Source organism: Acidisoma sp. S159, assembly GCF_009766125.1.
In the GTDB taxonomy this organism is placed as follows: Bacteria; Pseudomonadota; Alphaproteobacteria; order Acetobacterales; family Acetobacteraceae; genus Acidisoma.
The window spans coordinates 1,054,095-1,068,156 of sequence record NZ_LMUG01000059.1 but is presented as its reverse complement, the minus strand read 5'-3'; the positions used below and the strand labels follow the sequence as shown (position 1 = coordinate 1,068,156).

Annotated in this window: 14 protein-coding genes; 1 reads left to right on the top strand and 13 read right to left on the bottom strand. The window is 63.4% G+C overall.

Going from position 1 to position 14,062, the window contains the following annotated elements; translation table 11 throughout:
• Positions 1 to 79 precede the first annotated feature (79 nt).
• The 6 genes from GSQ92_RS21680 to cysK all read right to left on the bottom strand — a co-directional run bounded on the left by GSQ92_RS21680 (position 80) and on the right by cysK (position 6,327).
• Positions 80 to 1,714 carry an ABC-F family ATP-binding cassette domain-containing protein gene (locus GSQ92_RS21680; RefSeq protein ID WP_158801849.1) on the bottom strand — a complete coding sequence of 545 codons (1,635 nt, stop codon included), beginning with the start codon at positions 1,712 to 1,714 and terminating at the stop codon, positions 80 to 82.
• Positions 1,715 to 1,808: 94 nt separating this feature from the next.
• On the bottom strand, positions 1,809 to 3,110 hold the full coding sequence (locus tag GSQ92_RS21675) for an Hsp70 family protein (RefSeq protein ID WP_158801850.1): 1,302 nt from the start codon (positions 3,108 to 3,110) through the stop codon (positions 1,809 to 1,811).
• Positions 3,111 to 3,213: 103 nt separating this feature from the next.
• Complete coding sequence (locus GSQ92_RS21670; protein ID WP_158801851.1) at positions 3,214 to 3,948, bottom strand: glutathione S-transferase N-terminal domain-containing protein; 735 nt, start codon at positions 3,946 to 3,948, stop codon at positions 3,214 to 3,216.
• A gap of 19 nt (positions 3,949 to 3,967) precedes the next feature.
• Positions 3,968 to 4,477, bottom strand: a complete 510-nt coding sequence (locus tag GSQ92_RS21665; protein ID WP_158801852.1) for a cupin domain-containing protein — start codon at positions 4,475 to 4,477, stop codon at positions 3,968 to 3,970.
• Positions 4,478 to 4,535: 58 nt separating this feature from the next.
• Complete coding sequence (gene cysE, locus GSQ92_RS21660) at positions 4,536 to 5,396, bottom strand: serine O-acetyltransferase (protein WP_158801853.1); 861 nt, start codon at positions 5,394 to 5,396, stop codon at positions 4,536 to 4,538.
• A 16-nt stretch (positions 5,397 to 5,412) separates the two neighbouring features.
• The gene (cysK, locus tag GSQ92_RS21655) at positions 5,413 to 6,327 is read right to left on the bottom strand and encodes a cysteine synthase A (RefSeq protein ID WP_159013905.1); all 915 of its coding nucleotides are present in this window, start codon (positions 6,325 to 6,327) and stop codon (positions 5,413 to 5,415) included.
• Positions 6,328 to 6,627: 300 nt separating this feature from the next.
• Here cysK and GSQ92_RS21650 point away from each other — a divergent pair, with 300 nt between their 5' ends.
• Complete coding sequence (locus GSQ92_RS21650) at positions 6,628 to 8,349, top strand: VRR-NUC domain-containing protein (RefSeq protein ID WP_159013904.1); 1,722 nt, start codon at positions 6,628 to 6,630, stop codon at positions 8,347 to 8,349.
• Here GSQ92_RS21650 and GSQ92_RS21645 read toward each other — a convergent pair.
• The 7 genes from GSQ92_RS21645 to GSQ92_RS21615 form a co-directional block, all read right to left on the bottom strand.
• Positions 8,346 to 8,690, bottom strand: a complete 345-nt coding sequence (locus GSQ92_RS21645; RefSeq protein ID WP_216849940.1) for a DUF302 domain-containing protein — start codon at positions 8,688 to 8,690, stop codon at positions 8,346 to 8,348. The genes GSQ92_RS21650 and GSQ92_RS21645 overlap by 4 nt on opposite strands.
• Before the next feature lie 149 nt (positions 8,691 to 8,839).
• Positions 8,840 to 9,514 carry an antibiotic biosynthesis monooxygenase gene (locus GSQ92_RS21640; protein ID WP_158801857.1) on the bottom strand — a complete coding sequence of 225 codons (675 nt, stop codon included), beginning with the start codon at positions 9,512 to 9,514 and terminating at the stop codon, positions 8,840 to 8,842.
• A gap of 17 nt (positions 9,515 to 9,531) precedes the next feature.
• Positions 9,532 to 10,527: an alpha/beta hydrolase gene (locus GSQ92_RS21635; protein ID WP_159013903.1), complete on the bottom strand. Its 996-nt coding sequence runs from the start codon at positions 10,525 to 10,527 to the stop codon at positions 9,532 to 9,534.
• 171 nt (positions 10,528 to 10,698) lie between these two features.
• Positions 10,699 to 11,112, bottom strand: coding sequence for a RidA family protein (locus tag GSQ92_RS21630; RefSeq protein WP_158801859.1), 414 nt, complete (start codon positions 11,110 to 11,112; stop codon positions 10,699 to 10,701).
• A 15-nt stretch (positions 11,113 to 11,127) separates the two neighbouring features.
• Entirely contained in the window at positions 11,128 to 12,603 is a 1,476-nt protein-coding gene (locus GSQ92_RS21625) for a 4-hydroxyphenylacetate 3-hydroxylase family protein (RefSeq protein WP_159013902.1), read from the bottom strand.
• Between the two features lie 27 nt (positions 12,604 to 12,630).
• Positions 12,631 to 13,098, bottom strand: coding sequence for a flavin reductase family protein (locus tag GSQ92_RS21620; protein ID WP_158801861.1), 468 nt, complete (start codon positions 13,096 to 13,098; stop codon positions 12,631 to 12,633).
• Positions 13,099 to 13,299: 201 nt separating this feature from the next.
• Positions 13,300 to 13,971: a DUF1028 domain-containing protein gene (locus tag GSQ92_RS21615; RefSeq protein WP_158801862.1), complete on the bottom strand. Its 672-nt coding sequence runs from the start codon at positions 13,969 to 13,971 to the stop codon at positions 13,300 to 13,302.
• Positions 13,972 to 14,062 lie beyond the last annotated feature (91 nt).

The window sequence follows — 14,062 nt, the reverse complement described above, 5'->3', positions numbered from 1 at the left end:
TCCTGCGCTGCCAGGAACTCAGCGAATCATAGCCACGCGAAGGTGTCTAGTTATTTCTCGGCCAGGACACTAGCGACACCTATGCGGCCTTGCCCTTTTTCTTCTTCTTTCCCTCTCGCGCGATCTGACTGGGAGCGGGGCTACCGCCCTTCGCGCGGTCGAGCACGAAACGCGCGTATTCCTCCATGTCACCGTCAAATGGCACAACCGTGCCATCGGCGGCGAGCCACAGGCGGTCGGCGACAAGTTCCATGAGCGAACGATCATGGGTGATGAGGATCACCGCGCCCTCGTAGTCGTTCAATGCGTCGAGCAAAGCGCGGCGGCTGTCGATGTCGAGATGGTTCGTGGGCTCGTCCAGAATCAGCAGATGCGGTGCCGCATGAGCGACCAGGTTCAACAGCAGCCGGGCGCGCTCGCCGCCTGACAGATCGAAGACAGTCGTCTCCTGCTTGCTGAAGCCCAACCCCCATTGCGCCAGCCGCGAGCGTCGCGCGGTTTCGCTGATTTCCGGCATGGTGCGTCGGGCGATCTCGAGGGGTGTGTCATCCGGATCCATCGCCTCGATCTGATGCTGATGGAACCAGCCGACTTTGATACGGCCTTCGCGCGCCATGCGGCCGGAGCGGATCGGCAGCACGCCAGCGGCCATCTTCGCGAAAGTCGACTTGCCTGCACCATTGACGCCCAGCAGCCCGATCCGGTCGTCGGTATCGAGCCGCAGGTCGAGGCCGCGCAGGATCGGCGGATCGTCGCCATAACCGACATCGACGTTTTCCAGCCGCATGAGCGGTGGCGCGAGCGGCCGCACGGGCGAGGGCAGGATGAATGGCGACACCCGCTCCTCGATCGTCTCGGCCACCGGCTCCAGCTTGGCGAGGCGCTTCATGCGGGATTGCGCCTGAGCCGCCTTGCTTGCCTTGGCGCGGAAACGATCGACGAAGCTTTGCAGATGGGCCCGCTCGGCCTCCTGCTTCACGCGGGTCGCGGATAGGAGGCGCAGCCTCTCCGCACGCCGGCGCTCGAAATCATCATAGCCGCCGGTATAGAGGTCGAGCTTGCCTTCGGTGACATGCAGAATGTGCTGCACCGAGTTGTTCAGCAATTCGCGGTCGTGGCTGATGATGAGCGCGGAATAGGGATATTTCTGCAGGCGCGCCTCCAGCCACAGCGCGCCTTCCAGGTCGAGGTAGTTCGTGGGCTCGTCCAGAAGCAGAAGGTCAGGCTGGGCGAAAAGTGCGGAGGCCAGAGCCACGCGCATCCGCCAGCCACCGGAGAACTCCGCCATGGGCCGCGCCAGATCCTCGGTCGAGAAGCCGAGGCCGCTCAGGATTTCGGCGGCGCGAGCGGGGGCGCGGTCTGCGTCGATCTCCTCGAGCCGCATGTAGATGTCGCCCATCCGCTCGGGCTCGGCGGTCTCAAGCTCCGCATAGAGCGCGTCGCGGGTCGTGTCGGCAGCGAGGATTGTCTCAATCAGGGAGATCGGGGTCGCCGCGTGCTCCTGATCCACGGCGGCGATACGGGCCGCCTTGGGCACGACGATCTCGCCGCCATCCGGCTGCAAGGTGCCGAGGATGAGCTTGAAGAGGGTCGATTTGCCGACGCCATTCCGGCCGACGAGGCCGACCTTGGAGTTCAGTGGCAGCGTGACGCTGGCGCGGTCGAAGAAGCGGCGTCCCCAAGCGTTGAAGACGAGGTTATCGATCTGGATCATGGTCAGGGGTGCCGAAGAAGGGAGGAGCCGCGAGAGGGCGGGTGCATGGCGCGGCTTCCTACAGGCTTTCCACCCCAGCGACCAATGGTCTTAGTCAGGCGAGGGTCCCGCAGGACGCATCGGCGGCGACCGACCCTTGCCTCGCCCGGTCGCGACCGATCAGCGCCAGCCCCTCCGCGACAGAGACGAATTCGCCCCCGCCTGAGACCTTCTCGGCCCCGAAGCGATGCTCGAACAAAGTGCGGACGGCTGGGACGAAGGAGGTTCCGCCAGTGAGGAAGACACGGTCGATCTCCTCCGGTTTCAGCCGTGCGGCGTCGAGCGCCTGCTGGATGGTGCCAGAGATCCGCCTGAGATCCTCGGCGATCCAGCCCTCGAATTCATGGCGGGCGATCACGCGTTCTGTGGCGAAGTCGCCATGGGCGAAGCGCAGGGTGGCGGTCTCGTCGCGGGATAGTTGGGCCTTCACGGCGCTGACGGTCTGGTAGAGCTGGTAGCCGAGTTCGTCCTCGATCAGGCGGATCAGCGTTCTGAGGCGATGCGGATGGGCGCTGGCGGCGGCCACCTCTTCGATGGCGCGGAGGGTCTTCGGGGCGCGCATAAGCGACAGACGATGCCAGCGGGCGAAGCCGGAGAAGTATTCAGGCGGCACCGGAAGCTCGGTGCCTGTGACGGTATAGACGTCGCCCTTGCCCAGCAGCGGCGAGACCACCTTGTCGATGATGCGATAATCGAAGGTATCGCCGGCGATGCCGATGCCGGCGTAGCCGAGGGGACGGACGCGCGTCGCATTGTGCGGGTCGAAGCGCATGACCGAAAAGTCGCTGGTGCCGCCGCCGAAGTCGCCGACCAGCACCGTCGCGGGCGCCCGCAGGGTGCGGGCGAAGCGATAGCCCGCGGCTTCGGGCTCCAGCGCGACGTCGATGGCGGCGTAGCCGGCTTGCGCGAAGGATGCGCGGAGCCTGGTCTCACCAAACGCATCATCCGCGAACTCACCAGCGAAGCGAACCGGACGCCCGGCGACGACCGACGCCTTGGTGGCATCCACCGGGAGGAGGTCGCGCAGGAAGAGCGAGACCATGTCCTCGAGCGTGAAGATCCGGCCGAAGATATTGGTGCGGGTAAAGCTGCGCTGGGCGAGATACGTCTTCATTGACATGATGAGACGGCTGTCCAGCGGGTCTTCGAGGTAGCTCTGAACGGCGGCGGGACCGGCGGCGTGCTCCAGCGTCCGGCGGCCGCGCGTCTCCTTGGTCCAGAAGCAGAGCACCGTGCGGAAGACATCCAGCGTGGATTGGCCGAGCGGATAGGTCTCGGTGGTTATGCTGCCGTCATCGGCCAGGCTCGCGACCACGCTGTTGGTGGTGCCGAAATCAACGCCGATCAGCCGCGTCATCCGCTGGTTCCCACCCCGTCGAAGGGGGTGGGTTCAACGCGAAGCTCGAGCCGGATGCAAGAGCTACTGAGCGGTAGGTGCCCTGCGGTAAGTCGTAGCCGCGTTACAGGAGGCCGCCGGCGGGCGCCGGGCGGGCGCGCTGATTGTAGAGGAGCTTGGACCGCCGCTCCCGCTCCTCCTCCGGCAGCTTCGCCGGGTCATCGGCTAAATCGGCACCCACTGCCATGCCGCGCTGCACCGCCGGTCGGGCGGCGAGTTCGTTCAGCCAGCGCTTGAAATACGGGAATTCCTCGATGTCCTGGCCTTGCCCCTGCCAGTTCACCGCCCAGGGATAGGAGATCATGTCCGCGATTGAATAGGCATCGCCGGCCAGATAGCGGTGGTTGAACAGCCGGTTGTTCAACACGCCGAAGATCCGATTAACTTCATCGGTGAAGCGCCGCACCGCATAGGACTGGTCGCCCTTGGTATCGCCGAGCCTGCGGAAATGGCCGCATTCTCCGGATTTCGGGCCTTGGTTTGCCATCTGCCAGATCACCCACTCCGTGACCTCGACCTTGCCGCGCAGGTCCTGCGGGAAGAATTTGCCGGCCTTCTCCGCCACATACAGCATGATCGCGCCGGATTCGAAGATGCTGAGCGGCGCTCCGCCATCGGCCGGAGCGTTATCGACCAGCACCGGCATGCGGTGGTTCGGATTGATCGCGAGAAACTCCGCCGTGAACTGGTCGCCGCGACCAATGTTGCAGGGAACGACGCGATAGTCCGAGCCGAGCTCCTCCAGCAGGATGGTTACCTTCTTGCCATTGGGCGTGGGCCAGTAATGCAGATCGAACATCGTCGCGGTTCCTTTTCTGTCAGGCTTCCGGCTGCTTATGGATCGGGTCGATCCATAAGACTTCCTCGGGCGGCTCGATGGGATCGACATCCGTGATATTGACGACCACCGCCTCGTTGTCCGAGCGGACGAGGACGCATTCGAGGGGCTGGTCGGGTGCCGCGTTGATCTCCTGGTGCGGCACATACGGCGGTACGTAGATGAAGTCGCCGGGATTGGCTTCCGCCACGAATTCGAGGCGCTCGCCCCAGCGCATGCGCGCGCGTCCGCGCAACACGAAGATCACACTCTCGAGCGCGCCATGGTGATGCACGCCAGTCTTGGCGTTCGGCTCGATCGTCACCTTGCCGGCCCAGATCTTCTGCGCGCCGACTCTCGCGTGGTTGATCGCGGCCTGGCGAAACATGCCCGGAGTTTGCGCGGTATTGGGATCGAGCTGATCGCCCTTTATCACGCGGACGCCGTCATGCTTCCATGGCGGCGCATCCTTGTCGTGTTCGTGCGAATGGCCGTGATCATGGTCGGTCATGGCGCTATCTCTCCCGCCGGTTATACCGACTTCGCCGGATGCTGGACGCGGCGAGCGGTCAGATCGCGTAGTTGAAGGAGTCGTAGGCCAGTTCGCTCAACAATTCCGTGACGTCGCGATCGGTGCCCGAGGTATCAACACGCACCGGCCGCGCGGGGACGCCGGCTACCGTCGTATACGGCTCCACGCTGTTCAGCACGACGGAACCCGCGGCGATGCGGGCGAAAGGCCCGATCTCGATATTGCCGAGGATCTTGGCGCCGGCACCAATCATCGCGCCGCGCCGCACTTTGGGATGCCGGTCACCGTCGTGCTTTCCGGTCCCGCCGAGAGTCACGTCCTGGAGCAGCGACACGTCATCCTCGATGACCGTGGTGGCGCCGACAACCAAGCCGGTTGCGTGATCGAGGAAAATACCGCGCCCGATCTTCGCGGCAGGGTGGATATCGGTCTGGAACACCTCGGAACTGCGGCTTTGCAGATATAGTGCGAAATCGCATTCGTGTTGCCGCCACAGCCAATGGGTCAGGCGGTGCGCCTGAATGGCGTGGAATCCTTTGAAATACAGAAACGGCTCGATGAGCCGGCTGCAAGCGGGGTCGCGGTCGAGCACCGACGTAATATCGGCGCGCAGCCCCAAACCGATCTCCGGCGTGTCCGACGCCGCGCGATGGAACGCCTGGACAATGAGGGAAAGCGATATCACCTCATTCTTCAGGCGCGTCGCGATGCGGTGAAACATCGCAGCCTCGAAACTCGGCTGGTTCAGGATGGAATCGAGGAACAACGGCGCGAGCATCGGCGCCACCGCATAGGCCTGCTCGGCCTCCAGCCTCAATTGCTGCCAGATCACGTCGGTCTGCGAGTCCTGACTATCGCGCGAGACGATGGTCAGGTGGCTCAGCCTGGGATGCGCCATCACCGGATCACTGATGTCAGATGCTCAGGAAGTCCGGGACCGACAGGTAGCGTTCGCCGGTGTCGTAGTTGAAGCCGAGGACGCGAGAGCCAGACGGCAGGTCCTTTATCTTGGCGGCGATGGCGGCCAGCGTGGCACCTGACGAGATGCCGACCAGCAGTCCCTCCTCCCGCGCCGAACGGCGGGCATAGTGCTTGGCGTCATCCGCCGAGACCTGGATCACGCCATCCAGGAGGTTGGTGTCGAGGTTCGCCGGGATGAAGCCGGCGCCGATGCCCTGAATCGGATGAGGTGCCGGGGCGCCGCCCGAGATGACCGGCGACAAAGCGGGCTCGACCGCGAACGCCTTCAGCTCCGGCCAATGCGCCTTCAGCACGCGCGCGCAGCCTGTGAGGTGCCCACCGGTGCCGACGCCGGTGATGAGCACGTCGAGCCCCTGAGGGAAGTCTGCCAAGATCTCGCGCGCCGTTGTTTGGACATGGATGTCCACGTTGACGGGATTCTCGAATTGCTGAGGGGTCCAGGCACCGGGGGTTTCCGCGAGCAGTTCCTGGGCACGGGCGATCGCGCCCTTCATGCCCTTCTCCCGCGCGGTCAGATCGACGGTCGCGCCATAGGCCTTGGCCAATTGGCGACGCTCGATCGACATGGATTCCGGCATCACCAGGACGAGCTTGTAACCCTTCACCGCGGCGACCATGGCGAGGCCAACGCCGGTATTGCCCGAAGTCGGCTCGATAATGGTGCCGCCGGGCTGGAGCTGGCCGTTCGCCTCGGCGGCCTCGACCATGGCCAGCGCGATGCGATCCTTGATCGAGCCGCCTGGATTAGTGCGCTCGGACTTGATCCACACCTCAGAATCGGGAAATAGGCGAGCCACGCGGATATGCGGCGTGCCGCCGATGGTCGCCAGAACGCTCGAAGCCCTCATTGTCTTTCTCTCAGTGCTAAAAGCGTGACAACGCCTAACGTCGCGGCAGAAATTTCCTCGTCTATCGGACCGTAACACACGGTCGCTCGCCGGTGTATGTCTTCCCGGGAATGCCCCCTTTGCGCTGGAAAGGGTGGGATTAGCGATGGTCGCCCGGCGCTCATTGGGAGAGCCTATGATATGCGAGTGGCTTTTGTATATGGTCATATTCACTAATATAAATAGTCTATCCCTGTGGGCAACTGGCCAATCCTGCACCGCTTCTTGGGGTAGGCCTCGCCGTGCTAGCCTCGCCGCGTGATGAGCACCGCGCCCACACTGCTGCCGCCCGACTACTATCTCGACCACTTCCATCAGGTGATCGACGGCGTCACGTCTCGTTACGGGTTCCTGTTGATCGATGGCGAGAGAGATCATCTCCGGCATGTTATGGGGCTGAGCCTCCCGGCCCGCATGCTTTACGCGCGGCTGGTGAACCGGCGCGGGCCTTGCTTCCGGGTCGGACGCCTCGCTTACCCCGAGATCGGAGCGCTGGACCGCCCTTTGGCGGAGTTGCTCGGGGCGGGGCTGCTTGTAGCGTGCGTGGAGGACCTTGCACCGGGTCCGACGGCGGAAGCGCTCAACTGCTTCACGCATGCCGAGCTCAGGGTGAGCCTGAGAGGCCAAGCGTTGCCGCGGCTGGCTCGCAAGGAAATACTGTTGGCTTGGCTGCACGAATGGGATGGGCGCCCAGCCTGGCTACTACAGTTGCTGACTGGACAGCCAGTCGTTCGGCTGCCGACCGGCGATCCCTGGCATTTTCTACGGTTTCTCTTCTTCGCTGATCTACGCGATAATCTGTCGGATTTCGTGACGCAGGCGCTTGGCCATGTTGTTCTTGAGCAGGTCACGCCCGAGCATCTCCGCGCGCATTTTCAAAATCGCCAGGAAGCCGATGACGCCTATCGCATGGCGATGCTCTATGCGGCGTTCCGTCGTCTACGCGACACCCAATCCGCGTCGGAGACGCTCGGCTGGTGGCATCACCAAAGCGTGGAGCGCGGCGTGCTTACCGCCGGTGTGGCGCTGTTCGACCGGCTGGTCGATCGCCTCGGGCGAAGGCTCGAACGGGAGGGAGCGACGGATGACGCGCTTGCGCTCTATGCGACAAGCCCGGTCGCGCCGGCACGCGAGCGGCAGGCCCGGCTTCTGATCAAGCGTGGCGACCGGGTCGCGGCACGCGCCATAATCGACGCCATGCAGGCGGCGCCATGCCACGCCGAGGAAGACTATACGGGGCGGCAGTTGCTAATGAGACTGGAGAAGACGTCGCGACGCAGCGAGGCGCGGAGCTACCAGGGAACGAGCCGGTGCGTCGTCATCGACTATCCCGAAGGTGGCGTCGAAGCGGCGGTTCTGGCGCATTATCGATCCGAGGGCTGGCACGGAACGCATTCCGAGAACTGGCTATGGAAATCGGGTTTCGGGCTTTTGTTGTGGGACATCATCTACGATCCATCGGTCGGGACGTTTCATTCGCCATTGCAATTCGCGCCCGGCGATCTTCACGAGCCTTTGTTCTACGAACGGCGGAAGGCCGCGATCGAGGACCGCCTGCTTCGCTTGGCGGAACCGCGGGCCGCACTCGCATTGATGGAGCGTCACTACCAGGCCAAGCATGGTATCGCCAACCCGTTTGTTTACTGGCACGACGAGCTGCTTTCCGTTCTTGAGATCATGGTCCATCGGCTGCCGACCGAGGGACTCGCCGCCGCACTCAGGCATTTGGCGCAGGATGTCGGGCGCCGCTCGCGCGGCCTGCCCGACTTGTTCCTCTGGACGGATCAGACCTATCGCTTCATCGAGATCAAGTCGGCGAACGACCAGCTCTCCGCGCATCAATATCAATGGCTGCAATTCCTCGAACAGACCGGGATCCATGTTTCGCTTGAAAGGATCGAGCGGCCGGGTTTCGCGCGCACTCGGAAGGGCGACAAGAGCCGCCCGACGCACACCGGGACCGACGAGGCGCGTTCAGCCTAGGTTGCAGCCTCTTCGGCGACCGCCGCCAACATTGTCGTCATGCCGCCCAGGACTTGCCAAACGCCGGGCAGATCTCCATGCCGCGCTGCAAGCCATTCCGGGTCATCATAGGCGAGCCAGGTTTGGGATGCCTCATCCTCCCAGACCAGGGCTTTGAGCGGCAGATCGATCCCCATCGTTTGTGCCGTTTGCATGAGGGGCGTTCCCGCCTTCGCGTTGCCGAAAATGAGCAGTTCGGTCGGCCGCAGCGTCAAGCCCACCTCCGCAGCGGCTTCGGCATGGTCGATACGCGCCAGAACGGTCACGCCCCGGGCGGTCACCGCAGCGGCGAGACGGTCCATCGTCTCCTTTGGACCGTGGCTGCTTGCACATGTCGTCAAGCCTTCGATCTTCATGGCGATAACCTCTCCCCACAGGCCTAAGATGAGATTTGACGCCGGATACCGATTTGAACGCAAGATCTACGGCGCGCGCGCGATGGCTGTTCGGGCTACTCGTTGGAAGTTCGCGCTGGCGGATAGTATTGCGGCGCCTCCCTGCGGTCGGCCATGCCGTAGTCACGGATAATGCGGACCTGGCGATGACGCAGCCTGCCGGTGTCCGCGACATGTGGCCTCCAACGATCGGCGGCATCAGCATTCCGCCACGAGGCGAGAAGCAGCGCCTTTCCCGGAATGTAGATGCTGTCGAAAAGCTCATGGTCCAACAGTTCCGCGGAGCCAGAGTCGCGCGCACCTAGCTCAACGGAAGGGTCGGCATCTGTGGGGTTTCCGACCGCCATCGGCATCAATTCACTGATGGTCATCCTCTTGGCCTCGCCAACCTCCGTCACATCGAATCTTTGCTCTCGCAAGCTATGACCCTGCGGAATGTTGGTGTCGGCGACGATCTCGCCGACGAGAAGATGATAATCCTCGAATACCTCGAAACGACCTTTTTCCTGAACCCCGTGATGGACTGCCAGCGTGCGCCAACGGATGACCGCCTTCTCGTCTCGCCAGGTTGAGAGCGACAGGAGCCTGCCCTTTCTGCGCCGACTCTCAAACCGTTCATTGTCAATAAAGCCGTCGATCTTCTCGAGTTCGGGCTTCAGGAACCTGGCAAGCTCAAGGTATTCGTCGAACCGTTCGGCTTTGGGTTGGACTTCAAAGATGACAGCGAACATCGTGCTCCTCCTTCGCCTCAGGCGTCGTTTGTGCGATCAGGTGAGTCGTCACCGCACAGGAAAGTCTGCGTCTCGCGATAAAGCGCGCGGCGATTTTCCTCGAGGTGCATGAGATGTGTGGCGCGTCCGATCTTGATGTCGCGCCGGATCCGCGATGCTCGCAAAGCAGACATTAGCCAAGCCGCATCCTTATCCGTGCAGAGGCTGTCCCATTCGCCGCGAATAATCGCGACGGGCGCCTGAATAGAGCCCGGGTCGTAGGCGAGTTCGCCGCCCCATGCGTCGAAAATGTCCTGGAATGCGCCGCTGGGTGTCTTCACCGCCGCGGGATCGCGCTCGCGGCTTTCGGGATCGACTTTGAGATAGGCCTCACCCCATTCCTCGAAATGCCGCTTGAGGAGAACGGGTGGCTCGCCATCGGGAACGTCCGCGACGAACCGGTTCCACTGGTCCGCCAGGGAAATCAGCCGCCAGCCGGGTAGGCGGACGGGATCATCACCGCGCTCGCGCTGGGCGATCGCACCGAAGAAGACTAGGCGGTCGATCAATTCAGGGCAGCGGCTGGCAAGGCGGCCGGCAACGATGCTGCCCCAAGAATGCGCAACGATCGACAGACCTGGAACGCCGTGATGGGCGCAGATGAAGCGAATCGCGGCTTCGAGTTGGAAGCTGGCGTCCTCGGCCCGGCCGAGCGGCGCGTGATTTTCAGCCGCCTCTACCATTTCCGGACAGGGGTCCGAGAGGTTACCGAAACCGTGAAAATCGAGGCCCCAAACATGAAAGCCGGCGTCGCCTAACTCGTCTCGCCAGGAGCGCCCATCGAAGCGATGCGCGATCGAAACCGCCGAGGGAAAAGTGCCGCCATGGACATAGAGCACGACGCGGCGGTTCGGTGTCGTGCTCTGGGCCGGCGGCAGATAGCGCAGGAAGAGCGAAAGCGCAGCATGAGGGCTCGGAACGATGAAGTGCTCTTCGCGCAGGTCTAGCTTCGGCGCTGTGGGCTTGATCGGCATGTCTAAATCTCCAGCCTGAACGCGACCGTTATCTTGGGGGCGTCCCGGATGGATGTCGCGCTCCATTACTTCGGGTAAAGCCGAAGTATGGGTTGACGATGGGTCGCGTATTCCGCGTCCATCTGACGAATGACGCGACAGGCTCGGGCGCGGGCCATGTCTCGGAGGCTCTCAGCCCTGCGGAATGACCGCGATCACGTCGATTTCGACAAGCCATTCGGGTCGGGCCAAAGCAACCACCACAAGCCCCGTGAACACCGGGTAGACGCCCTTCAACCAGCGGCCGAGCACGCCGTAGACCGCCTCGCGATGGCGGATATCGGTGAGATAGATCGTCACCTTGCAGATGTGGCCGAGCTCGGAGCCTGCTTCACGCAAAAGCAGATCGACATTGGCCATCGCCTTTTCCGCCTGGCCCGCGGCGTCACCGATTGCGACGCTCTCCCGGGTGTCGAGGTCCTGAGCGACCTGGCCGCGCAAATAGACAGTGCCATTCGCGACTACCGCCTGGCAGAGATCATTGTCGAGCTTCTGCTCGGGGTAGGTCTCCCGCGTGTTGAACTTGCGGAGGCGCTGATGGGGCATTGTGTGGTCCCTCCCCTACTCGGCCGCCTTCATGAGCGGAGCCTTGCCGGTGACCCGTTCGTTGAGGCCAGCCGATTTGCGCACAAAGTCCAGCGGTTCGTCCCAATTGAAGTTGCGATAGACCGCCGCGAGATGCGCGAAGGGTGGCGATTGCGCGAAAAGCTGGAAGGTCAGCCGGTGCCCGGCATAATCCGAATTCAGCAAATCACGCGCGAAGGCGAGGAGCTTGCGGCGGTCCTCGGCCTCCCAATTCTCGTTGATCGAATAGAATTTCTTGAGCCACGGGGCGGTTTCGGGATCGCGGAAGGCAGCGACATCGGGGGTGACGCAGATCTGGCCGCCACAAAGCTCGCGGGCGATGTGCATCATCTCATGCAGTTGCGAACAGGCGAAGACCCGGCCGGTCATGAGCAGCGACTGGTTCGGCATGAGCAGGCCGCCGGGGCTTTCCTGCGCGGTCACGATCGCCGCCGTCAAATGCGCGTTAATGCCTTCCCGGTAGCAAGCAAGCTGCGCCAGCTTCTCCTGCACCGCCTGCTGCTTGTCGAGGCCGGTTTGCCGCGCGTTGAACAGCGCCGCGCCGATCAGCATATCGGCGAGTTTGAGGTTACGCTGCACGAAAGCAAAGGCGCTGTAGCGGTGCAGGGTCGCGCGGATAAAGGTTGCCGCTTTGGTGTGCCGATAGAAGAGCACGTTCTCCCAGGGAATGAGAACGTCATCGAAGATCACCAGACACTCGACCTCGTCGAAGCGGTTGGAGAGCGGATAGTCCTCGATCGGCGCGCGGCCGGCGAAGCCAGTGCGACAGATGAACTTGAGATTGGGCGAGCCGAAGTCGCAGATGAAGCCGACCGCGTAGTCCGACAGCTCGGCATCGCCCCAATTCGCGATGGTCGGCTTCGTGAAAGCCTGATTGGCGTAGGCCGCTGCGGTCTCGTATTTGGCGCCGCGCACGACGATTCCGGCATCCGTCTCCTTCACGACATGCAAGAGCATATCGGGATCCTGGTCCTGCGGACGTTTGGAGCGATCGCCTTTGGGATCGGTATTGGCCGAGACGTGGAACGGATCCGTCAGAATGGCCTTCTCGACATGGTTGCGGATATTCGCCGAGAAACGCGGATCGACCTGGTTGAGGATGTCCTGCCCGTCGAACAGCGACCACATCTCGCCAATCGTCTCGTCGCCCACACGCGTGACGATGCCGCCGATTTCGTTGAGGACGTGATCGGTCGCCGCGCGTTTCGCCTGCCAGTCGGCCTGGCTCCGGGGCAGCTTGAGCGGGATCGAGGAGGGCTCGCCGCTCTCGGAACGGTAAGTCAGGATGTCGGCATGCGCGGGGTCATGCTGCATGTCGTAGAGGCGCGCGCGGATGTCCACGATCGGCTTGAGCATGGGATGAACCGTGACGTCCGGGATCCGCTCGCCATTCATCCAGACCTGGCGACCGTCGCGGAGAGAGTCCCTGTATTGCTGGCCGGTCCGTAGCATTGGCGCTGATTTCCAATCCTGCTCGCGTCACATGGAAGGCGATAGAGCCTGGGCAAGCGCATAGGCCTGCCCAGCATAAACCAAAGGTGAGGCGCTTCCCGCAACCGCATCCTGCACCTTGCCGATGAGCACGGTGTGGCTGCCGGCGTCGAGAACGTGCTCCACGACGCAATGAAATGAGGCGGCGGCACCGGCGAGGTGCAAGGAGCCTTCCCCCGCTTCCACCCAATCCGCACAGGCGAAGTCGAAGGGCTTATGACGAGACGAGCGTCCGGCGAAAACATCGGCGACGTGGGATTGCTTGGAGGACAGCAGGTTCATCGTGAAGATTCCATGGGCCCTCACGGCATCCGCCACCGGGCTGCGCCGGTTGATGCAGGCGAGAACCATGGGCGGATCGGCGGAGACGGAGGCGACAGCACTCACGGTAACCGCCCAGCGGCCCATGTCGCCGGAGGTGGTGATGACCGACACCCCGGTCGCCGCCCCACGCATCGCCCTTATGAACCTTTGGCGCGCTTGGTCTCCGTCCAACTCCTGTGATCGCATGGTACGTCGATCGGACATGGCGGCATCGGCCTTTAGGAGTTCCTGAAGCATGGGTGACCATGGCAGCCGCGGCTGCATTCGTTAAACATATACTTTGTCATCTTTGGTTCAGTAATTCCGATGCAAGAGAGCAGAGTGGTCCCGCGTCTACTCGTCCCCCGGCACCCCGTAGGAGGGCGCAGCTGAAGGATCCAGCGCGCGGGTAACGTAAGCCTCCATCTGCGGCTTCCAGACGTCCCAAAGCGATGCCAGTTCCGTGATCGGAGCCTCGTGCCAATCGACGCGGAGGTCGGCGATCGGCCAGGCGACCTCGCCGGCGATGAGCAGGCCGGCCGAACGGATCGGGCCGGCCTCGCCGCCCGCCGCAAGACCGGCTCGCATCGCGGCGATCACGCGGTCACCCAGATCACCAGGCGTCGTCTCAAAGGCCGCAACGATGCCTTGCGGCACGCCGGGATCGGCGAGCAGGTTGCCGGCGGAGACCACGTCTTGCCCCCGCGCCTCGGCATGGACGCCGAGAACGTGTTCGCCGGAGAAAACGGCGGTCTCGCCGTTCCGGTCGATCAGGGTGAGCTGGCGGTATTCGGGGTGGGGCGCCCCGCGTCGCAAAGCCTCGCAGGCCGGTCCCGCCGCGACCCCGAGCGCCAGCAGGTCGAGGCCGCGCGGCCCGAGCCGCGGATCCGTGATGTTCTGGGTCGTCACCGCCCCCACGTCCGCGCGCAGATGCGCGCAACGGGCGGCGACCGCCGGGGAGGATGAGGCTACGGCTACGGCAAAGCGGCCGGTGGCGGCACAACGAGCGGCGATCGAGAAGGTCATCGGCTTTCCTCTGCCCTAAGTCCGGACAGCGGAGCAGGTCCCGCCGTCCGGAACAAGATCGCGCGCCCTGCCACCGAGGGTTATCCTACCC

Coding starts and splice junctions, on each gene's coding strand:
- GSQ92_RS21675 (WP_158801850.1), bottom strand. CDS start 3,110: ATGACGCGGCTGATCGGCGTTGATTTCGGCACCACCAACAGCGTGGTC.
- GSQ92_RS21625 (WP_159013902.1), bottom strand. CDS start 12,603: ATGCTACGGACCGGCCAGCAATACAGGGACTCTCTCCGCGACGGTCGC.
- GSQ92_RS21640 (WP_158801857.1), bottom strand. CDS start 9,514: ATGTTCGCTGTCATCTTTGAAGTCCAACCCAAAGCCGAACGGTTCGAC.
- GSQ92_RS21665 (WP_158801852.1), bottom strand. CDS start 4,477: ATGACCGACCATGATCACGGCCATTCGCACGAACACGACAAGGATGCG.
- GSQ92_RS21650 (WP_159013904.1), top strand. CDS start 6,628: ATGAGCACCGCGCCCACACTGCTGCCGCCCGACTACTATCTCGACCAC.
- GSQ92_RS21630 (WP_158801859.1), bottom strand. CDS start 11,112: ATGCCCCATCAGCGCCTCCGCAAGTTCAACACGCGGGAGACCTACCCC.
- GSQ92_RS21645 (WP_216849940.1), bottom strand. CDS start 8,690: ATGGACCGTCTCGCCGCTGCGGTGACCGCCCGGGGCGTGACCGTTCTG.
- GSQ92_RS21635 (WP_159013903.1), bottom strand. CDS start 10,527: ATGCCGATCAAGCCCACAGCGCCGAAGCTAGACCTGCGCGAAGAGCAC.
- cysE (WP_158801853.1), bottom strand. CDS start 5,396: ATGGCGCATCCCAGGCTGAGCCACCTGACCATCGTCTCGCGCGATAGT.
- GSQ92_RS21620 (WP_158801861.1), bottom strand. CDS start 13,098: ATGCGTGGGGCGGCGACCGGGGTGTCGGTCATCACCACCTCCGGCGAC.
- cysK (WP_159013905.1), bottom strand. CDS start 6,327: ATGAGGGCTTCGAGCGTTCTGGCGACCATCGGCGGCACGCCGCATATC.
- GSQ92_RS21615 (WP_158801862.1), bottom strand. CDS start 13,971: ATGACCTTCTCGATCGCCGCTCGTTGTGCCGCCACCGGCCGCTTTGCC.
- GSQ92_RS21670 (WP_158801851.1), bottom strand. CDS start 3,948: ATGTTCGATCTGCATTACTGGCCCACGCCCAATGGCAAGAAGGTAACC.
- GSQ92_RS21680 (WP_158801849.1), bottom strand. CDS start 1,714: ATGATCCAGATCGATAACCTCGTCTTCAACGCTTGGGGACGCCGCTTC.